Below are 20,631 nucleotides of genomic sequence, written 5' to 3'. Positions count from 1 at the left end.
AATTTGTATCAATCCTGCTTAAGCACTGAGATCCCTCGCTATCGCTCGAAGTGGCGATTCGTAGAAAAATTACTGACATATGAAATTTACAACACGAATCGCCACTTCTTTCCCCCCCCCAAACCCAGATTCGGCTGTCCCCCCCCCGGGGGGGGGGCCGGGCCCCCGGGGGGGCCGGAATTGCTTAAAGGTTTTTTTACGTCAGAATAGTGATAGCAAGTGATCTACGGGGCTGAGCATGAATGATATATTGATGCTTTCCATTCAGAAAAGTCAGAATTTAACTTTTAAGACCACCATATTTTTAGTCAAATAGAATCTAAATTATTACCAATTGCCATACTCATTTAAAAAAGAGTCTGAAGAAAATATTGTAAATTTACTTCTCTTCGAAAAAATATGAAAAACAAAGTTATTCTCTTCATATTTATATTATTAGTGTCAATTCAGTTTAATTGCTCGGAAGATTTTCTGAATATTGATACCAGGGGCGAACTGAACAATAGTATACTTGCTAATGAAAAGGGTATCAACGCATTGCTGATTGGAGCATATTCAATGCTTGACGGAGTAACTGAAGGATTTGGTTGGGAATCTGCATCATCAAACTGGCTTTATGGTGATATCCGTGGGATGATTGGAAACAAGGGTGCCGATGCAGGCGATTCCAATTATGATGTAAGTGCTATTCAAACGTTTTCGGAGAGTGCTAACCAATGGTCAGGCGGGTACCTCAATGTTAAGTGGCGAGAGGTCTATGAGGCAATATCGAGATGCAACACTGCTGTTAGTGTTATCGAACTGGCTATTATGAAAGAGACAATAACCAGTTCTCAGGCAGAATTGTTCCTCAAACAGGCAAAAACACTTCGTGGCTGGTATCACTTTGAGGCCTGGCGAATGTGGAAGAAGATACCATATATAGATGAAAACACAATTATGGATAGTGTAACTAATAAAACTGATATACGCAATAAAATAATTTCCGATCTTACCGAGGGGATATCCCTGCCTGATAATATGGGTCAGATAGGGAGATTCAATGGCACAGTCTCAAAAGTACTGCTTGCAAAAGCAAAAATGCAGATGTTCAATGATTATTCAGGAGCTCTTCCCCTTCTTTCAGAAGCAAAAAACGGAACAAAACCAGATGGCTCTGCTATTGGACTTGCTCCGACATATGGAGAGATTTTTGATATTGAAAACCGTAATGGCATTGAAGCTGTATATACTGTTCAATATTCGGTTAATGACGGCTCAGGAGGCTGGAATGGCGGATACGGAGAGGTTCTTAACTTTCCCTATAAGTCGGCCGGCTCTCCGGGAGGATGCTGTGGATTCTTTCAGCCTACACAGGAGTTTGTAAATTCATTCAGAACCTTTGGAGGGTTGCCTTTACCTGACAATACTTATAATTATGACCCTGTGAAGAGCGATCAGGGATTAAGACCTACTGATCCTTTCACTGAAGATACAGGTCCTCTTGATCCAAGACTTGACTGGTCTGTGGGAAGAAGAGGTATTCCATATTGGGATTGGGGATTACATACAGGGTCCGACTGGTTACGCGATCAGTCTTATGCAGGTCCGTACAGTCCTAAAAAACAAGTATATAAGAAATCTCAGGAAGGAAAATATACTGAAACTGGTAACTGGACATCGGGCTGGACAGCAAACGGATACCGCATGATACGTTATGCTGATCTGTTGTTGCTTCTTGCTGAATGCCAGATAGAAACAGGTGACCTTGATGGTGCACTAACTAATATTAATTTTGTGCGTTCAAGGGCTGCAAATCCCGACGGATTTGTCAAAGAGGCAGATGGTGTTACCCCGGCCGCCAACTATGTAATATCCTTATATCCTTCCTTCACAGGTAAGGATCAGGCAAGGTATGCTATTCGAATGGAAAGAAAACTTGAACTGGGAATGGAAGGACACCGGTGGTTTGATCTTAACAGGTGGGGAATTACTGTAACAGAGCTTAACCGGGTATTAGCCTATGAGAAGACAATGCCCTGGGGCAGGTCAATGTACGGCTCTGCTATCGTGGGTCCTGAAGATGTTACATATCCTATCCCAAAAGTCCAGATAGACCTGAGCCAGGGAAAGCTTATCCAGAACCGGTAGGAAATCCGTAATCACAAAGGTCACAAAGAGCTTACATTCTTCGTTTTACTTTGTGTCCTTTGAGCGTACTTTGTGTATCTTTGTGGTTAAATACTTATCAATATGAAAAGACGTGATTTCATTAAAACAACGGCAATTGCTGCACCAGCGTTGAGCCTTTTTCGTGCAGATCTGTCAGGAATTACAAGGAATTCTGTTCCGGGAAAAATTGAAAAGAGGTCACTGGGCCGGACAGGTGAGATGCTTTCTATGATCGGATTTGGTGGTATTGTTGTAAGGGATGCTACTCCGGAGGAAGCATCTGAACGTGTTAAGCAGGCTATTGATTATGGAATCAACTATTTTGATGTTGCCCCATCGTATGGCGATGCTGAAGTAAAATTAGGACCTGCTCTTGAGCCTTTCAGAAAAAATGTATTCTTAGCCTGCAAAACCGGCAAACGGACAAAAAATGAATCCCGTCAGGAACTTGAGCAATCGTTGAAGAATCTGCGTACCGACCATTTTGATCTCTACCAGTTGCATGCGGTAACAAACCTTAAAGATGTGGACACAATTTTTGCTCCTGGCGGTGCTATAGAAACATTTAAAGAGGCAAAGGCTGAAGGTAAAGTTCGTTTCCTCGGATTCTCAGCTCACTCAGTTGAAGCGGCTATGGCTCTTATGGACCGTTTTGATTTTGATACAATACTCTTTCCGATAAATTATACCACATGGAACGCCGGAAATTTTGGCCCTCAGGTTTTGGAACGGGCAAAGGAAAAAAAGATGGGTATCCTTGCTCTTAAAGCGATGGCAGCTGGTCCATGGAAAGAGGGTGCTGACCGTACAAAATACCCGAAATGCTGGTATGAACCACTCACAGATCAGGAAGATATAAGGATGGGATTGCGATTTACTCTTTCACATCCGGTTACTGCTGCAGTACCCCCCGGTGACGAAAACTTGTTTAAAATTGCACTAAAAGTCTCTGATAATCTTGCTCCTTTAAAAAAGGAAGAAGTCCAGATGATGAAAGAGAAAGCTCTGAAAGGTACTCCGCTGTTCAAATACCCAATGGCTTAGGAAGAATTTCGGATTGGCTTCGCCGAGCTCGCCTTCGGCTCGGTTGCGGATTTCGGATTGTGGATTTTGGATTGCCGATTTCATTCTTCGGTCTTCCGTCTTCGGTCTTCCGACTTACTTGGTGTATTTAAGCCTCAGATTAACAACCTTATCATAAACATAATAGCAGGGATCATCGCACTGGTCTTTGTTATATGAGACTCTTGGAGTAGCTGAGTCAACTGTTAAATAATGATTTGGCGGTACATAATAAGCAGCTGTAAAAGTGTATTTTTTGTTCACTCCAAGTGTAGTTGTGGTATTAGTGCCTGATGCCTGAAGTGTTCTGAGAATAATTCCATCTTCAATGTTTCCTTCATAAATTGTTATTTCTGCTGAAGCACCGTAATAATCTATATCAATCTTTATTTCAACTTCTGCATTTAGTGGTTCTTCTTTTTCACACTCCTGACAATTCACAATCATCCCATTATCCTCGCATGACGCTATGAAGATAAGTGAAAACAAGAATACTGATTTTAAGAAATTTTTCATTTTATAATTAATACCACTTTATTGGTTTTATGTTGGTTCTGACATTATCAAAAAAGTAATTATAGGTGGCACCAAGTCTGATCCATATAGGTCCGTTTTTATAAAAAGGTGTACTGACATACTCAAGGCCGGCAAAATATGATAAATTCATTTTCGAAATTTTCATGGAAACAGAAGGCATTACCTTGAATTTTTCATTCGTTGAGATATATGTTCCTTTAAGGTTATTCCCTATTGAGTATCCGGCAGTTAAAGATGTAGATAAATACCAGTTATAGCTGTTGGGATAATCAGTAAATGCAAAATCTTTAAAGAAACCTGCGTATACCACAGATCCCTTGTCCATGTACTGATAAAACTGACCTTCCGTTTGTTTAATCAACAATCTTGTATACCATAATTTTGTATCAACTCCGAAAACAAATCCCCCGTTTAAATATGGCTCTTTGAATGAGAGATTGAGTCCTGTGTAAAAGTCATGAAAGAAAAATCTTGATGAAAGAGATAAAGATATCTGGTCAATCTCTCGCTTTAACTTTCCTGGTATGTTATTGTTTTTAAGAATGTTAACCATTTCTGTTCTTCTGTATTTTGCTGCTACACTATAAAGGTTCACAGCTTTTCCCTGATTTTGCCATTGGTCACCTTTCCTTAAAAGATATTTTGCAACTCCTGTATCTCCGGTAGAAATTGCCAGGGAAAGTGCATTATTATGCGAATTGTTTGTTGCATAAATATTTGCTCCGTGCTTCTGAAGTATATCCATAACAATTGTATCGCCAAAGTAGGTAGCCATGAGATATGGAGTATAACCTTCATTGTCACTCTCTTCAGTTTTAGCGCCATTCTGGACTAACAGATCGGATATCTCAGTATAACCTGCCCATATTGAAGCAAGAAGCGGCGTAGTTCCCTGGGTAGTTTTTGAGTTAAGATCAGCTTCGTAATAAATCAGCAAATCAACTATTTCCAGATATCCGTTTATCGAAGCATGATGCAAAGGGGTTGCTCCAAATCTGTCAGTATGATCAAGGTCAGCACCCTCTCTGATTAATAGTTCTGCAAGATCAGCATTCCTGTTTTTTACGGCTACAAGTAATGCCGTTTCGTCATTTTTAGTAACCTTATCTATATTTGGCTTGTAAGCGAGTAAGGTTACCACTGCCAGGGGTTTATTATTGCTAACAGCAAAAATCAGGGGTGTAGCACCCTCCGCGGTTTCAGCATTTACGTCAGCTCCTTTTTTAATGAGTCGTATTATTTCCGATGAGATACCTTTTGATGCAGCAATCATAAGATTAAGATTAAGTGCATCAGTATATGAAGGAGGAAAATAATCAATTGTGTCTAACAATGCAGTGTATTCTGTATCCGGGTCATTAAATTTCCATTGTCCATTGGCACTTATGGTTTTTAGCAGGAGTGCGACCAGTAGGAGGGTGGTTAATATTAGCCTTTTTGCTGACATGAATACAAAGTTAATTTTTTGATTCAGATAAAAAATGACAGGTTAAGAATTAGCCGTTAATTTTTGAAACCGGGTGCGATCCCTAAGCGCCAGCGAGGGATCTTATGTCGTGAGCAGGTGTTAAATGAGTTCATTGTCTACCAGATTTAGACATCAGCCTCAATTATAATGCCATTTGTTGTTCCAAAGTATATTAATTGTCAAAAACCAGTTTTAAGCCTCTTTATTGTAATAATTGTAATATACTTGCTGACTGAAAAGGAATACTTTTTATTTTTGTCTCCATAAAACTTTGGTATAGTTGTCAAGAAGAAGGAAAATATTACTTGCTACCCTGCTGATTTCACTTATTAGCTTTAATCCCGGTGCTAATGAGAACAGTATGGTGGTTATTGATAAGCTTGTACCTAATAATGTCAGACTGAACAATGCCAATTCAGAAAAGGCTGAATACGCCCGGGTTGAAAAAACTGTTAATTCATTTTTGAGAAAATGGTCAATTGCGGGTGCTTCCATTGCAATCGCCAGAGAGGGGAAACTGGTTTATGCAAAAGGATTTGGTTATGCAGATACAGCTTTAAAAATCCCTACTCAGCCATACCATCTTTTTCGGGTGGCAAGTATTTCAAAACTTGTTACCGCAGTTGCAATAATGAAACTTCAGGAAGAGGGAAAACTTTCTGTAAATGATAAGGTCTTTGGTGTTGATGGAATTCTTAATGATCCGTTTTTCAGTGAACCAAAAGATAAGCGGGTATATAGTATCACAGTAGGCCACCTTTTGAGTCATGAAGCAGGTTGGACCCAACGATATGGCGACCAGATGTTTATGCCGATTCTTATTGCTGATAAGATGGGCATCAAACCTCCTGTAGATACTAAAACAATAGTCAGGTTTGCATTAAATAAACGACTCCATTACACACCTGGTACCGGACGTGCATACTCAAACCTTGGTTATAGCATCCTTGGTCTGATTATAGAAAAGGTATCAGGAATGGAATACGGAGAATATTGCAGGAAGGCAATACTTGAACCTATTGGTATATATGACATGAAAATCGCTGGAAATCTCCCATCTGAAAAAGCTCCGTTTGAAGTTACATACTATGTGCCATCTGATGTTGTTTTGAAACCATCGATATATGGAACAGGAGAATTGGTTCCTCCAAACTATGGCGGTAACGATATCCGGACACTTGGAGGTGCAGGTGCATGGCTCGCTACAGCTCCCGATCTGATGCGGCTTCTGCTATCAGTTGATGGAATGAAGACAAAACCCGACATCCTTAGTGATGAGAGCATAAGTCTGATGACAGATAACAATCAGGGCTTTGCTCCGGTTGGCTGGAAAACAACTGTATATAATGGTACATGGTGGAGAACAGGATCATTTCCCGGTAGTGCCGGGATGATGAAACGCCAGTCTGACGGAATTTCGTGGGTGGTTCTTTTTAATTCAAGTGCATGGAACGGTCCGGAAATATATTCATACATCAACAATATGATGTACAGAGTTATAGCTCAGGTTCAGCCCTGGCCGGAGGAGGATCTCTTCACATATTCTCTTCCTGTACCCCTGAAAACAACAATGGATGAATACCAAAGCAGGTAATTATGTGTTTCACTGTAAATGTAAACCTGATTAAAGAGGAACTCGAGAACCGGTTCGGTGCCACTCTCATTGATCCTGATAAGTACAGACCAAGCTATTATTACCATGCATTTGGTTTGCCTGAATTACCAGTTGTATGTTCCGAATCTCCCAATGATTTAAAGCTTATGAAATGGGGACTTGTCCCATCATGGACAAAGAATGAAGAAGACGCAAAAGTTATTCGCTTCAAGACATTTAACGCCAGATCAGAAACAATAAGTCAGAAGCCGTCTTTCTCAGGATCATTAAAGAAACAGAGATGCATAATACCTGTTAAAGGGTATTTTGAATGGCAGCATATCGGCAAAGAAAAAATTCCATGGTATATATATCATGCTGAGGATCAGATCATATCGTTTGCCGGACTCTATAACAGCTGGACAAGTAATGTAACAGGGGAGGTTTGGAATACTTTTTCAATTATCACAACCGATGCTAATAACCTTACTGCTGAAATTCATAATTCAGGCAAAAGGATGCCTGCAATTCTTGATAAAGAAGGAGAATCAAGGTGGTTAAATTTATCTCTGCCTGAAAGTGAAATTCCGGGTCTTCTTAGACCTGCTCCTGAAAATATTCTCAAAGCACATACTGTTTCTCCCCTGATAAACAGCAAAACAGCTGAAAGAAACACACCACAGGTAATTCAACCATATAAATATATTACAAACAATCTTCTGTTTTAGTCACCGCTTTACGACGAAGTCAGGAGACTTCGCCGAGCACAAGCTCTACGCTCTACGCTTTACGCTCTACGCTCTACGCTCTACGCTTTCTACTGCGCTACAAACTCATAAGAAAGCGTCCCCTTTTGAATTTTTGGAGAGCTTGCATCAGGATTAAACCTTGACATCAGGGCGGTCTTGACTGCTGTTTCAATCAGGCAGGGATCTGAAGTGGTGCTCTCGCCGGCAATAATCTGGGCCTTCTCAACATCTCCTTTTGTATTTACCTCGATTGCAAGTGTTACTTTTCCTGATCCCTGGCAAAGGTATATGGGTATTGGCAGGTAAAGATGTGTTCTGCCCTTGAGGTCATAATAGATTCTAGTGGGACCCTTATAGTTTGAAGCCATCTTCTGAGATTCATCAGGCTGGTCTTTATTTAGAGACTTAGTACTGTCGTTATTAAAAGCCAGTGGTTCATCGCCTTTTTCTTTCTGCCTTTTTTGTTCATCGATATAATTATCTGCTCCGAGCTTGCCACTCTTAATAAGCTCTTCCTTAACCTTGTCGATATAATCTGAAGGATCAATTTTCTGCTCGCTCTGGTTCGACAGGTTTCGGGCTATATTAAGCATCTCCTGATCGCCCTGTAAAATCCTTTCAATTGCTGTCACAGGCAGTTCAATCAGTTTTTCCTTATCTTCGGGAGTATCTTCCGGCATAAATTCCACAACAAATTCATCAGAATTATCTGTTTGTAAAGATTTGAGCTGGAAGGACATAAATATAATTCCGGCGATAAGATGCAATATCACTGTTCCAAGTATTCCCACCAGCCTGCCTTCATATTTCTTCATACAGTGCGAAATTATTAAATCTTTGCGAACTTTGCGGTAAGTTGATTTTTGATTTATTTCTTAAACGTAATATATGAAAAAGGAATTGATACTTGAGATAATTCAGGAAAGATGGAGTCCATATGCTTTTTCATCTGCCCCTGTGGAGGATTACAAGTTGAAAGCTATGTTTGAAGCAGCCGGGTATGCACCATCGTGCAATAATGAGCAACCCTGGATATTTGTGTATGCTACGCGAAAAGACGATCAGGTATTCAATGCATATCTCGATTTTCTCGTTGATTCAAACAGGATCTGGGCGAAAGATTCCTATGCTATTGTAATAAGTTTTGCCAGAATGAATTTTAATCATAGCGGGAAACCTAACCGCTATGCATTTTATGATACAGGAATGGCAGTTTCAAATCTTTTGCTTCAGGCTATGGCAATGGACGTCTACGTTCATCAGATGGCAGGTTACTCAGTTGAGAAAGTAAAAAAATACTTTAATCTTGATGGTAGTATTGAACCGATTGCAGTGATGGCTGCAGGTTACCTTGGTGATGGACTGAACCTTTCGCCTGAACTTCTCAAACGGGATGAGACAAGAAGACCGAGGAAAGCATTAACCGAATTTGCCTTCAGGAATGATCTTTCCAGTCCGGCTTTCGTGAAATAAGCAGTGATTATTTATCTGAGCCTGACTTGGTTTTTTTCTTCACCACTTTGGCTTTCACCGGCTTAACGAATTTCTGATTCTTAAACATGCCGTGCTTTACTCCGTTGATGAATTTTGCCCAGGCAAAAGGATTAAGAAGATTATTGACAGGATACTGGTTCCTTGTAGACATGGCACTGAAATTCTGTTCCATAGCGTACCTGTAACCAGCTTCCGGAGACACCATAACCCCGGTCTGATTGGCTATTGCTACATAAATTGAAGCAATATTATCGTTCATATTCTCTATAATCGGATCAACAGGCCGCTCTTTTGTGATGTCCTTTATAAACTCGTTGTAAGTTTTCCACGGCATTATTGTAACTTCCTGTATATTAATGGTGTCAATATCCAGCATGATGTCAACATTGCACTGACGCAAATCGTAATTTTCGGGAATTATCGTGTGATACCTTTTAAATCCGAGAGCCCTGAAGAAAATTGTATCGCCCGGCACACTTGTTATTGAATATATGCCTGTCTTTTCACTTATTGCTCCCCGCCTGAGTCTTTTAGAGATGATAGATACTCCCTGAACCGGGCGGCGCCCTTCATCTACTATCATTCCGCTGACCTGTACAAATCTTTTAGGGTCATCTGTCTGGCAAAAGATGTCAGGTGAGATAAGGATTAGCAGCAGGACTATATAAAAGTATTTACCCAACAAGAATTGATATAAGCTGTTTATATTATTTGAGGATGCAAATTAAGCAATATTGAATGTAACGGTAAAACATTTAACTATATTTTAACTTGACCGGGGATTCTGAAAATACTTTTACAAGATCAATTAAAATATGTGTTGTTAATACTTGCCATTTATTAACTTTAAAAACTCTTTTTGGATCGGTTATGAACAAGATATTATTTATCATCTTCCTATTGATATATTTTGCTGAAAATGCCACTGTTTCAGCACAGGATGATAACTATAGTCGTTTGAGTGAGGGATTTAAAAATCCTCCTTCCAAAGCCAGACCAAAGACATACTGGTGGTGTCTGAACGGTAATATTGATACCATTAGGGCAAAGCAGGAATTACTTGCAATGAAAAATGCCGGACTGAGCGGTTTTGACATTTTCGAGATTGGAGTCCCTAAATCAGATAAAATGATACCTGGAGGACCAGCATTCATGAGCAATGAGTCGCTCAGGGTTTTAAAAACCGTTATTACTGAAGCAGGAAAGCTTAGACTTACTGTGGGTCTAAACCTGGCAAGCAGCTGGAATGCCGGTGGCAGCTGGGTCGAGCCAAGACATGCAGGAAAATCACTTTACTATTCTAAGGTCAGCCTGAAAGGTGTTCAGGGCAAGATTGAAACAATTCTTCCGTTCCCCGAGATAGTTTTTCCTAAAGCCTCATTGATCGGAGGAACAGGAAAACAATTAGTCCCGTTCAAACCAGATGGCAGGCCTTTATATTATGAAGAGATTGCAGTACTGGCACTGCCTGCAGGTATAAAAAGAGGTGATCTTGATACTTCACTGGTAATAAATCTTACACAATTTTTTAATCCTGAAAATAATGTACTGAAATGGGATGTGCCTCCGGGAGAATGGGATATATGTCGTTATGTCTGCTCCAATTCGGGTCAGGAACTCGTGCTTCCCAGTCCGCTCTCGGCCGGACTTACAATTGATCATTTCGACTCAGTTGCGGTTGAAACTCATCTTATGTATATTATTAACAGGCTCAGTGAGGTTCTAGGCGATTTCAGAAACAGTGCCCTTAAAAGTCTTTATCTGGCCAGCTATGAAGCAAGAGGGTTTGTCTGGACATCCTCATTGTCGAGTGAATTCAGGACTGTAAATGGATATGATATAACTAAATATATTCCTTCACTTTTCGACCAGGGATTATTTAATAAAGTTACTACAGATATGGTTCAGGCTGATTTTAAAAGAACGCTGTCAGAACTTATGATTAATAATCTCTATAAAAAGGCCAGAGAGATCTCAAACAAATACGGGCTATTAATTAATTGTGAAGCAGGAGGCCCTGGTTATCCTCTCTATAACGGTCCGGCCGAGCCTTTAAAGGCACTGGGAAGTCTCGATATTCCCAGAGGGGAGTTCTGGGTTAACCATTCAAGATGGTACAGAGATAATAATAGTATCGACAGTATTGATATTCTGCGTGTTGTGAAAGAAGTTGCCGCAGCATCACATATTTACAAGAAGGGTATAGTGGAGGAGGAGGCGTTTACTTCTTTCCAGCACTGGCAGGAAGGTCCGGGTGATATAAAGACATTTGGCGACAGAGCATTCTGCGAGGGAATGAATAAGGTTGTCCTGCATGGTTTCAGCCATAATCCGGGAGGCACTGGTTTCCCCGGATATGTATACAATGCCGGTACCCATTTTAATGATAAGAATTTGTGGTGGCCAATGGCCAGACCTTTTTTTGATTATCTGTCGAGAAACTCTTTTATTTTCCAGGAGACCAAATTCGTTGCAGATGTATTATGGTATTATGGTGATAAAGTTCCAAATTCAGCCACTCCTAAAAACACTCACTTTAAGGTTGGACCTGGCTATGACTATGAAGTTATAAATACCGACATACTTATTAATGATCTGACAGTTAAGGATGGAAGAATTTTTCTGTCGGATGGATCATCATTCAGTATTCTGGCTCTTGAAAAGGAGGAGGTAAGGAAACCTGAGGTCGAAGCTGCACTAAAGAAACTATCCTCTGCCGGTGCCGTTATTACCGGTACTGAGCCTGAAGAAATGTTAATGTACCTTAGTGTAAAACCTGATTTTACATACAGGGATGATGAAACAAACCTGTTGGATTATATTCATTACCAAAAGGAAGACCTTGATTTTTATTTCGTTAGAAATACTTCCGGTAATTGGATTTCCCGGAAATGCGGATTCCGTCAGAGTAATAAGGTCCCTGAGTTATGGGATCCTGTTACAGGTGATATTTTTCCTGTTAATATCTATGATAATTTGAATGGATTTATAAATCTGCCTCTTACTCTTGCACCTTATGGATCCTGTTTCATTGTATTCAGGAATTCCAATTCAACCCAGACATATACAAGCATTAAGACCGATACCCAGGATCCGCCTTATTTGCAATTTCTTTCTGATGGTGTTGTCGTTTTAAATCAGGGAGCATTTACACATGACAATACTCCCCGTTCCAGAAATGTAATAAGCACTACAACATTTAAGTTAAAAGGACCATGGGAATTATTTTTCCCGGAAGGCTGGGGCGCACCTCAAAAATTAATTCTTAATGACCTTGTTTCATGGACATCTCATACTGATTCCGGAGTAAAATATTTCTCAGGTATTGCCACCTATGAGAATCGTTTCGAATTCAGGTATGGTAAGGAGCCAATGAATGATAAGAGAATTTTCCTTGATCTGGGCTCGGTCTCGAAAGTTGCAGAGGTTTGGCTTAATGAAAAATTTCTTGGCACTACATGGACAAAACCGCATCGTTTCGACGTTACAGGCATAATGATACACGGGGAAAACATTCTAAGAATAAAAGTCGCAAATACCTGGTCTAACAGGATTATCGGAGATGCAATAACAAGCGAAAAGTATACCAATACTAACATAACTCATGCTACAGTTCCCGGAACAGTAAGGACAAATGTACCATGGGCATTAGTACCCCTCGTTGAATCAGGCCTGCTTGGCCCGGTAACTATTGAAACTATTAAAGTAATGCATTAATAATATGAAAAAACTTCTTTTGCTTGGTGATGAAGCAATTGCCCAGGCTGCTCTTGATGCCGGATTGAGTGGTATGTACGCCTATCCGGGTACGCCTTCAACTGAGATAATGGAGTATATACAGTCTTCAGTTGATGCTTCTGCTCGAAATGTACACAGAACCTGGTCTGCAAATGAAAAGACAGCAATGGAGGCTGCATTGGGAATGTCTTATGCCGGAAGAAGAGCCATGGTTGCAATGAAGCATGTAGGACTCAATGTAGCTGCTGACGGCTTTATTAATTCTGCAATGACAGGGGTTAATGGAGGACTTGTTGTAGTTTCTGCAGATGATCCGTCAATGCACTCTTCTCAAAATGAACAGGATTCAAGGTTTTATGGGAAATTTGCTATGGTGCCATGCTTCGAGCCTTCAAATCAGCAGGAGGCATACGAAATGATATTTGATGCCTTTGAAACATCAGAGAAATATAAACTTCCGGTTTTGTTCAGGATCACCACCCGACTGGCACATTCACGATCGAGTGTCACACTACGGGATGCAATTCCTGAAAAAAAACTCTCGCTTCCAGTTGATCCTCTTCAGTTTGTGCTTTTACCTTCAATTGCCAGGAGGAAATACAAAAGTCTTGTTTCCTCTTATGAAGAAGTTAAATTTGATATCAGATTATCAAAATACAATCACTTTAAAGATGGAAGCAACAGGGAGCTTGGTATAATTGCCTGTGGCATTGCACATAACTATCTCATTGAGAATATCGGCGAATCAAACAAAGAGATCCCAGTCCTTAAAATCTCAACTTATCCCTTCCCAAAAGACCTGATTAAAGATTTGACATCCAGGTGCCGTGAGGTGCTTGTTCTTGAAGAAGGTGCCCCTGTTGTTGAGGAGTCATTGCGCGGGATCCTTGATGATGGTATGAAGATCCTGGGGAGACTTGACGGGACAGTACCCCGCGATGGAGAACTTAATCCTTCAATTGTAGCCAGGTCTCTTGGTCTTCCTGTTGAGTCGGGCAGGGATGTCCCTTCGCTTGTAAAGATGAGACCTCCATCGTTTTGTAAAGGGTGCGGACATTCAGATGTTTTCAATTCGCTTATTGAAGCTATAAAACCTTATGGTCAGGGACATGTCTTCTCTGATATTGGTTGTTATACTCTGGCTGCGCTTCCCCCGTACAGTGCAATAAACTCCTGTGTGGACATGGGTGCTTCTGTAACAATGGCTATTGGTGCTGCTGATGCAGGACTACATCCATCTGTTGCCGTTATTGGTGATTCAACTTTTACACATTCAGGAATGACCGGGCTGCTCGATGCAGTAGTAAAAGACTCATCAATCACAGTTATTATATCTGATAATTCCACTACCGGAATGACCGGCGGACAAAAGTCCCAGGCTACAGGCAGACTGGAACAGATCTGTCTTGGAATAGGTGTATCTCCTGATCATATGCATCTTATTACTCCATTGCGGAAGAATCATGAGGAGAATATTGAAGTAATAAAGCGCGAGATGGAATACAGAGGTGTGTCAGTAATAATTGCCTCCAGAGAGTGTATACAGACTGCTACCAAAAGGAAGAAAGATGAATCCGCAAATGCATAATTCAAAACAAAGGAAATGAAAAGCGATATAATATTATCAGGAGTAGGAGGACAGGGTATTCTATCGATTGCGGCCACAATAGGGTTAGCGGCAGTAGACAATAACCTGTATCTCAAACAGGCGGAGGTGCATGGGATGAGTCAGAGAGGAGGGGATGTACAGTCACATCTCAGGCTGTCAGACAAACCGGTTGCTTCAGATCTCATCCCGTTTGGAAGTGCAGATCTCATACTCTCCGTTGAACCGATGGAATCTCTGCGTTACCTGCCCTGGTTGTCAAAAACAGGCTGGCTTGTAACCAACTCAAATCCATTTATAAATATTCCAGATTACCCCGATGTTGACGAGATCCTGAATGAGATAAAGGCTATTAAGAATCACATAATCTTAGATGCTGACTTAATAGCAAAGGAGTCAGGATCTGCACGTTCAGGAAATATTGTAATACTTGGTGCCGCATCTGCATTTATTGATATGCCATTCAGTAGTCTGGAAGTGGCAATCCGTAAATTGTTCGGAAGAAAAGGTCAGGATATTGTTGATGCTAATCTGAAAGCATTGAATGCCGGCAGAAAACTTTCTGACGCGTATAGAAAGTAACTAATGTTTCGACTTCAGAATTTAAAATGGACATTTAAATAGATCGCATCTGTATTCTGTCTGACTGTGCTATATGGATAATTCCCTTTGTAATTAAGTGCCATTCTCAGATTAGGACTGAAAGTATACTGCACTCCGGATATCATGAAAGAACCGTCAAGCATGTTGTTCCAGTGTACAGTACTTCCCTGAGGAGCCACTGATGTCGCATAGTCATACCTTAAGAAAATCTCGGTTTTTTCCGAAATATTAACAGCTCCTGTACCAGAAACACCCCATCCGTCATGGCCGGTAACAAGGTCCAGATTTGATTTATAACTTGCTTCAGCTCCAATACTTAAAAATCGTTTTTAAATCCTGCAAAGGCAATAAGTGTTGCCTGGGTAATTCCGTAGGGTTTCATAATATCTCCGTAAAACCTGAGAGAAAACCTGTTCTGAGTTGTAATAGTGAGCCCTGCTGAGGTTTTAAGGCTATTATCAAACTGGATATTATTATAACCTTTACCGTTCATTACGGTGAAATCAACCTTTAAAAGATCATTTATTCTGTAATCTATAACCAGACCCAGATCAGCAACTGAGCCGTAACCATAAATTGACTGGTATTCAGGTCCGATATATCTCTTACTCCAGAATTTTTGTTGAAAATCGAATATCCTGGTGCTTGCTATACCAAAGTTAACAGTAAGATTGTCACCAGTATATGCGATTGAAGCTTCTCTGAAATAAGCATAACGCCTTGAAATGGCCCCGGCAGAAAGATCTTCTGGAGTGCCAACATTTACTATTACAGTTGCAGAATATTTTCCTTCCGGACGGTAATTGTAACCAAGTTGTGCCCTGTTTATTCCAAACCCTGTGGTTTTTGTTGTGTCATTTATACTGTAATGAAAATCAGTAAAGATTTCGGTAATCGGTTTTCCGGGGATTGTAGTATTCTGACCAAAGAAAGCAATAGAATACATCATTAATATCAGAACTGAGATTGCCTTTTTCATTTCCCTGGATTAGGTGCACTATTTTCTTATGAACTGCAAATGTAAAATTTATATGTTTCGGCAGTTAAAAATCTGCATATTTTTTCTTTTTTGGTAAATCAATGTTGTTTAGCTGCTTAATTAAAAAGTTTTTTTGTTTTATTTGACGGAGATATTAACAATAAAAAAATACTATGAAGAGGATCATGTTTTTGCTAATCGCATTTAGTTTTACTTTTTTACTTAACGGACAAAGAGGTGATTTTAAAGCAGCTGAAAAATTCAGGGCTGATAATCTCGCTCCAAAATTTGGCGATCTGACTGTTGATGCTAACTGGATCGAAGAATCGGATATTTTCTGGTACTCCTTCAAGACATCAGCAGGGAAGAATTTCTATTATGTGAATGCAGCAACAAAAGTAAAACAGTTACTGTTCGACAGCAAATACATGGCTTCTGAATTGCGCAAACTGACTAATCATCCTTACAATGAACTTGATCTTCCTCTTAAAGATATAAAGTTTGAAAAAAAGAGTACTACCAAATTTACTTTTATGGTTGATTCCATTAAGTTCTTTTTTGATTTCTCAACACAGAAACTCACAATAAAGGATACTATCGGTAAGGAGAAAAGGAAGCCAAACTGGGCATCATATTCACCCGATAGCACATGGATCGCCTATGCTAAGAACCATAATCTTTATCTCATGAAAGCAAAAGATAAAGACAGTGTTGAATACCAGTATACTACCGATGGTGAAAGATATTATAGCTATGCGGGATACGGAGGTTCGGAGGACACAACAAAAAATAAAAAATTCAGGGCAAATGTTGACTGGTTTAAGAATTCGAAGAAAATTATTGTCCAGAGAGATGATGAGCGAAAAGTGAAAGACCTTTTTGTTATCGATGTGCTTGCCCAGCCCCGGCCAAAACTTGAAACTTACAGATACTCAATGCCTGGCGATCAGTTTGTTCCTCAATCGGAACTTGCTATTATTGATGTTGCAACAAAAAAACGTGTTGATGTTGACCTGAAAAAGTGGAAAGATCAGACTGTTAGTGTTGCCTGGTCGTCGCAGAAAGAGGCTGATAAACTGATTCTTATAAGGAAAGACAGGCCTCTTAAAAACCTCGATGTTTGTCTTGTTAATGCCGAAACGGGTACCTTATCTGTGCTTTTCAGTGAAAAGACATGGCCCTACTTTAATAATGAGTATTCCAGATTATCTGTTCTGAACGAAGGTAATGATATTATCTGGTGGTCGGAAAGGACGGGATGGGGACAGCTCTATCTTTACGATGGAAAGGGTAATCTGAAGAACCAGATCACAAACGGATATTTTGTAACAGGACGGGTTGAAAGGATTGATACACTGGGAAGGATGATCTATTTCGAAGCTTTTGGCCGGGAAAATGGCGTACATCCCTATTATAGCATGAAGTATAAAGCTTCTATCGACAGAGGGGGGATGACTTTGATTACCAAAGAAGGAGCAAACCACACCTTCTCAATGTCAAAATCAAATAAATACTTTGTCGATACCTATTCTACTGTTGATATGATTCCTCAGGCTGTTCTTCGGGATAATACCGGAAACATAATGCTTAATCTGGAAAAGGCCGATCTCTCCCAGCTATTCAAAACAGGATGGAAGATGCCGGAAACAATTACAGTTAAAGCCAAGGATGGTGTTACTGATCTGTATGGTGTTATGTATAAGCCATTTAACTTTGATTCGACTAAAAAGTACCCGGTTATTTCATATGTTTACCCTGGGCCGCAGACTGAATCTGTCCCATATTCTTTTACTGTATCCGGCGGAAAAAATATTGCATTGGCACAGGTCGGGTTTATTGTCGTCAACTTTGGTCATAGGGGCGGCAGTCCTATGAGAAGTAATTATTATCACACATTTGGTTATAATGATCTGAGGGACTATGCACTGGCCGACGATAAATACGGAATTGAACAACTCGCTGACATGTATAAGTTTATAGACATTAACAGAGTGGGTATTTATGGACATTCCGGAGGAGGATTCATGTCGACAGCGGCAATACTATCTTATCCGGATTTTTATGATGTTGCGGTCTCTTCGGCCGGTAACCATGATAACAATATTTACAACCAGTGGTGGGGTGAGACGCACAATGGAGTAACTGAAGTTGAGAAAACAGTTAAAACAAAAGGTGCAATAAAGGATAGTACAAAGAAAGAGGAGGTACAGGTCTCATTTAAAGGGACTGTTGAAAAGAACCAGGATCTGGCTAAAAATTTAAAAGGCCATCTGCTTCTGGTCCACGGAGATATAGATAATAATGTTCATCCCGGAAACACTTTGAGAGTAGTTGATCAGCTGATAAAAGCCGATAAACGCTTTGATTTTATGATGCTGCCTGGTCAGCGTCACCCGTTTGGTTCTGCGACAGCTTATTTCGACAGGATGATGTGGTATTACTTTGCCGAACACCTTCTCGATGATTACAGAAACAATGTGGATATGCTCGATTTTGATGTGAATTAATTAACACGAATATTTTAAGAGAATGAAAAAGCATCTTCTTTCAAACCTGATTATTTCAATTATAATACTTTTCTTCACAATAAATCTATATGCTCAGGAGGCGAAGAAATTATACGATCCGTCGCTTGATGGTATGAAGCAGATAAAAGAAGCTGTATCAAAAGCTGCAGGTGAGGGAAAGCATGTTCTTATTCAGTATGGCGGGAACTGGTGTGGCTGGTGCATTAAGTTTGATGCTTTCTGTAAGGCGGATACTGCTATATCGGCAATTATTTCAAAGTACTATATTCCTGTTAAGCTCAATTATGATCCTTCAAACAAGAACGAAGCAGCAAATGCATATCTTGGAAATCCAACCAGATTTGGTTTTCCTGTCTTCATCATTCTAGACGCTAAGGGTAAAGTGCTTCATATTCAGGACAGCGGACTTCTTGAGGAAGGTTCAGGTTACAGCAAACAGAAAGTAACCGGATTTTTCCGGAACTGGACATCAACAGCAATAATTCCTACTGTTCCAAAGCCGGCTGCAGCAAAATAATGACAACTTTTTATACAGGGTTAACTCAAAAAATCAATGTCTAAAGATTCAATTGATAAAGCAGAAAAGTTTCTTGCAATTTCTTCGCAATACAAATTGGGAAGCCTCGTCACCGAATCTTCTCATCCGCTTACTAAGAATTTGTCTGATTTAGCAAAGAACAATCTTCCGAAAGCAATAGAAGTTCTGAAAGAGCTTGATAATTTTACGGTTTCTGTTCTTGTTCAGAAGCAAAAGGAGATATGCTTCCTTAAAGAAGCAATTAGTGAAACATTGAACTCGGGTAATAATGTTTTTTACTGCGGCTGCGGAGCCACAGGCCGGCTGTCGCTAACAATTGAAACACTCTGGCGGCAGGTCCATGCAAATGATGATCTGAAAGACAGAGTGTTCAGTTTTATGTCGGGTGGCGATGTGGCACTGATAAGGTCTATTGAGAACTTTGAAGATTTTCCCGGTTACGGGGCAAGGCAGCTTCATGAATCGGGTTTTAAGGATGGAGATCTTCTGGTTGCTACAACAGAAGGAGGGGAGACCCCTTTTGTAATAGGTGCAACTGAAGAAGCAACACGTGTTTCTCGACGGAAGCCATTCTTTCTTTATTGCAATCCCGATGACATACTGTCGCAGGTTGCGGAGCGTTCCAGACTGGTAATCGAGAATAAGAATATTGAGAAGATTAACCTTACTGTCGGACCAATGGCTGTAACAGGAAGTACAAGGATGCAGTCTTCTACTATTCTGCTTGCTGCTGCAGGAGTCCCGCTCTTTTTTTTCAATGATAGTAATGATTCAATGTGCAGGGCAATAGAAAATTTTGCTGACTACTGGAAAAAGAGTGACATCAGTTTTATAAGTAAATTTATCATCAGAGAATCGGATATTTATAAAGATGATGAATATCTCCTCTATGAAACTGATAATAAACTTGGTATAACAGTTATTACAGATACAACTGAGCGATCTCCCACTTTCAGTCTCTTCCCGTTTGAAAATGCAAATGAAGCAGATCAGAAAATCTCGTTGTGTTATCTTCATCTGCCAGAAACAGAGAATAGCAATACTGCATGGGCATCACTGCTCTGGAGAGAACCACGGACCCTGGAATGGCCCGACATTAGCGGAATTGCGTCAAGAAAGAGATTATTAGGATTCGACTTTAGCAAAAATGTTGTAAAAAGAAGAGAAAGTCTGAAAAGCAATATAAACCAGCATAGTTTCAAGTTGTATTCTGCTCCCGGCGGAATAAATATTTCCCTTGATGGTGAAAATAATTTTATACCTGCGCCTTTCTCTATACCTCTCTTTGTACACCTGTCTCTGAAAATGATAATGAATACTCATTCCACACTCATAATGGGCAGGCTCGGACGATATGAAGGAAACGTAATGACGTATGTAAGAGCCAGTAATAATAAGTTGATTGACAGGGCTATAAGATATATTGATATGATTCTGAAAAACAGGAATATAATACTGTCTTATGAAGAGATCTGTCATGCACTATTTGAAATGATTGAGATCACTCCGGGTGACAGTTCTATTGTGCTGGCTACTGTTGAAGAAATTGAGAAGCGCATAAAAAACTGAACAGAGAAAAGGCTG

At 40.1% G+C, this 20,631-nt stretch carries 16 protein-coding genes; 11 read left to right on the top strand and 5 right to left on the bottom strand.

Going from position 1 to position 20,631, the window contains the following annotated elements; translation table 11 throughout:
* Positions 1 to 399 precede the first annotated feature (399 nt).
* Together IPJ16_12225 and IPJ16_12220 are read left to right on the top strand one after the other, a co-directional pair.
* A complete protein-coding gene (locus IPJ16_12225) occupies positions 400 to 2,130 on the top strand; it encodes a RagB/SusD family nutrient uptake outer membrane protein (GenBank protein ID MBK7627936.1) in 1,731 nt (576 codons plus the stop codon).
* 207 nt (positions 2,131 to 2,337) lie between these two features.
* Positions 2,338 to 3,195 (top strand): aldo/keto reductase, encoded by an 858-nt coding sequence (locus IPJ16_12220; protein MBK7627935.1) that lies wholly within the window; start codon positions 2,338 to 2,340, stop codon positions 3,193 to 3,195.
* Positions 3,196 to 3,309: 114 nt separating this feature from the next.
* Here the strand turns inward: IPJ16_12220 and IPJ16_12215 are convergent, their stop codons facing one another.
* Positions 3,310 to 3,729 (bottom strand): hypothetical protein, encoded by a 420-nt coding sequence (locus IPJ16_12215; GenBank protein MBK7627934.1) that lies wholly within the window; start codon positions 3,727 to 3,729, stop codon positions 3,310 to 3,312.
* Positions 3,730 to 3,736: 7 nt separating this feature from the next.
* Positions 3,737 to 5,197, bottom strand: coding sequence for an ankyrin repeat domain-containing protein (locus IPJ16_12210; GenBank protein ID MBK7627933.1), 1,461 nt, complete (start codon positions 5,195 to 5,197; stop codon positions 3,737 to 3,739).
* A gap of 301 nt (positions 5,198 to 5,498) precedes the next feature.
* On the opposite strand from IPJ16_12210, the gene IPJ16_12205 reads away from it, so the two are divergent.
* Both IPJ16_12205 and IPJ16_12200 read left to right on the top strand, forming a co-directional pair.
* Entirely contained in the window at positions 5,499 to 6,812 is a 1,314-nt protein-coding gene (locus tag IPJ16_12205; protein MBK7627932.1) for a beta-lactamase family protein, read from the top strand.
* A gap of 2 nt (positions 6,813 to 6,814) precedes the next feature.
* Positions 6,815 to 7,540 (top strand): SOS response-associated peptidase, encoded by a 726-nt coding sequence (locus IPJ16_12200; GenBank protein MBK7627931.1) that lies wholly within the window; start codon positions 6,815 to 6,817, stop codon positions 7,538 to 7,540.
* An 89-nt stretch (positions 7,541 to 7,629) separates the two neighbouring features.
* On the opposite strand, the gene IPJ16_12195 is transcribed toward IPJ16_12200, so the two are convergent.
* Positions 7,630 to 8,376 (bottom strand): hypothetical protein, encoded by a 747-nt coding sequence (locus IPJ16_12195; GenBank protein MBK7627930.1) that lies wholly within the window; start codon positions 8,374 to 8,376, stop codon positions 7,630 to 7,632.
* Positions 8,377 to 8,449: 73 nt separating this feature from the next.
* On the opposite strand from IPJ16_12195, the gene IPJ16_12190 reads away from it, so the two are divergent.
* Complete coding sequence (locus IPJ16_12190; protein ID MBK7627929.1) at positions 8,450 to 9,034, top strand: nitroreductase family protein; 585 nt, start codon at positions 8,450 to 8,452, stop codon at positions 9,032 to 9,034.
* A gap of 7 nt (positions 9,035 to 9,041) precedes the next feature.
* Here the strand turns inward: IPJ16_12190 and IPJ16_12185 are convergent, their stop codons facing one another.
* Entirely contained in the window at positions 9,042 to 9,737 is a 696-nt protein-coding gene (locus IPJ16_12185) for a carboxypeptidase-like regulatory domain-containing protein (protein ID MBK7627928.1), read from the bottom strand.
* Positions 9,738 to 9,925: 188 nt separating this feature from the next.
* Here IPJ16_12185 and IPJ16_12180 point away from each other — a divergent pair, with 188 nt between their 5' ends.
* Genes IPJ16_12180 through IPJ16_12170 form a run of 3 tightly spaced genes read left to right on the top strand, consistent with a single transcriptional unit; the run spans position 9,926 to position 14,981 of the window.
* Positions 9,926 to 12,772 carry a hypothetical protein gene (locus tag IPJ16_12180; protein ID MBK7627927.1) on the top strand — a complete coding sequence of 949 codons (2,847 nt, stop codon included), beginning with the start codon at positions 9,926 to 9,928 and terminating at the stop codon, positions 12,770 to 12,772.
* A 4-nt stretch (positions 12,773 to 12,776) separates the two neighbouring features.
* On the top strand, positions 12,777 to 14,381 hold the full coding sequence (locus tag IPJ16_12175) for an indolepyruvate ferredoxin oxidoreductase (protein MBK7627926.1): 1,605 nt from the start codon (positions 12,777 to 12,779) through the stop codon (positions 14,379 to 14,381).
* Between the two features lie 15 nt (positions 14,382 to 14,396).
* Positions 14,397 to 14,981: an indolepyruvate oxidoreductase subunit beta gene (locus IPJ16_12170; protein ID MBK7627925.1), complete on the top strand. Its 585-nt coding sequence runs from the start codon at positions 14,397 to 14,399 to the stop codon at positions 14,979 to 14,981.
* A gap of 337 nt (positions 14,982 to 15,318) precedes the next feature.
* Here the strand turns inward: IPJ16_12170 and IPJ16_12165 are convergent, their stop codons facing one another.
* On the bottom strand, positions 15,319 to 15,981 hold the full coding sequence (locus IPJ16_12165) for a hypothetical protein (GenBank protein MBK7627924.1): 663 nt from the start codon (positions 15,979 to 15,981) through the stop codon (positions 15,319 to 15,321).
* A gap of 185 nt (positions 15,982 to 16,166) precedes the next feature.
* Here IPJ16_12165 and IPJ16_12160 point away from each other — a divergent pair, with 185 nt between their 5' ends.
* Genes IPJ16_12160 through IPJ16_12150 form a run of 3 tightly spaced genes read left to right on the top strand, consistent with a single transcriptional unit; the run spans position 16,167 to position 20,616 of the window.
* Entirely contained in the window at positions 16,167 to 18,488 is a 2,322-nt protein-coding gene (locus IPJ16_12160; protein MBK7627923.1) for a DPP IV N-terminal domain-containing protein, read from the top strand.
* A 22-nt stretch (positions 18,489 to 18,510) separates the two neighbouring features.
* Positions 18,511 to 19,026 carry a thioredoxin family protein gene (locus tag IPJ16_12155; protein ID MBK7627922.1) on the top strand — a complete coding sequence of 172 codons (516 nt, stop codon included), beginning with the start codon at positions 18,511 to 18,513 and terminating at the stop codon, positions 19,024 to 19,026.
* Between the two features lie 36 nt (positions 19,027 to 19,062).
* Positions 19,063 to 20,616, top strand: coding sequence for an SIS domain-containing protein (locus tag IPJ16_12150; protein ID MBK7627921.1), 1,554 nt, complete (start codon positions 19,063 to 19,065; stop codon positions 20,614 to 20,616).
* Positions 20,617 to 20,631: the final 15 nt, after the last annotated feature.

It is taken from the genome of Bacteroidales bacterium (genome assembly GCA_016709865.1).
Classification (GTDB): domain Bacteria; phylum Bacteroidota; class Bacteroidia; order Bacteroidales; family VadinHA17; genus LD21.
This window is presented reverse-complemented; position numbering and strand designations above follow the sequence as displayed.

Excerpts from the sequence above, each read along its gene's own strand:
- IPJ16_12225 (MBK7627936.1), top strand. The coding sequence starts at position 400 with ATGAAAAACAAAGTTATTCTCTTCATATTTATATTATTAGTGTCAATT.
- IPJ16_12215 (MBK7627934.1), bottom strand. The coding sequence starts at position 3,729 with ATGAAAAATTTCTTAAAATCAGTATTCTTGTTTTCACTTATCTTCATA.
- IPJ16_12210 (MBK7627933.1), bottom strand. The coding sequence starts at position 5,197 with ATGTCAGCAAAAAGGCTAATATTAACCACCCTCCTACTGGTCGCACTC.
- IPJ16_12200 (MBK7627931.1), top strand. The coding sequence starts at position 6,815 with ATGTGTTTCACTGTAAATGTAAACCTGATTAAAGAGGAACTCGAGAAC.
- IPJ16_12195 (MBK7627930.1), bottom strand. The coding sequence starts at position 8,376 with ATGAAGAAATATGAAGGCAGGCTGGTGGGAATACTTGGAACAGTGATA.
- IPJ16_12190 (MBK7627929.1), top strand. The coding sequence starts at position 8,450 with ATGAAAAAGGAATTGATACTTGAGATAATTCAGGAAAGATGGAGTCCA.
- IPJ16_12180 (MBK7627927.1), top strand. The coding sequence starts at position 9,926 with ATGAACAAGATATTATTTATCATCTTCCTATTGATATATTTTGCTGAA.
- IPJ16_12175 (MBK7627926.1), top strand. The coding sequence starts at position 12,777 with ATGAAAAAACTTCTTTTGCTTGGTGATGAAGCAATTGCCCAGGCTGCT.
- IPJ16_12170 (MBK7627925.1), top strand. The coding sequence starts at position 14,397 with ATGAAAAGCGATATAATATTATCAGGAGTAGGAGGACAGGGTATTCTA.
- IPJ16_12165 (MBK7627924.1), bottom strand. The coding sequence starts at position 15,981 with ATGAAAAAGGCAATCTCAGTTCTGATATTAATGATGTATTCTATTGCT.
- IPJ16_12160 (MBK7627923.1), top strand. The coding sequence starts at position 16,167 with ATGTTTTTGCTAATCGCATTTAGTTTTACTTTTTTACTTAACGGACAA.
- IPJ16_12155 (MBK7627922.1), top strand. The coding sequence starts at position 18,511 with ATGAAAAAGCATCTTCTTTCAAACCTGATTATTTCAATTATAATACTT.
- IPJ16_12150 (MBK7627921.1), top strand. The coding sequence starts at position 19,063 with ATGTCTAAAGATTCAATTGATAAAGCAGAAAAGTTTCTTGCAATTTCT.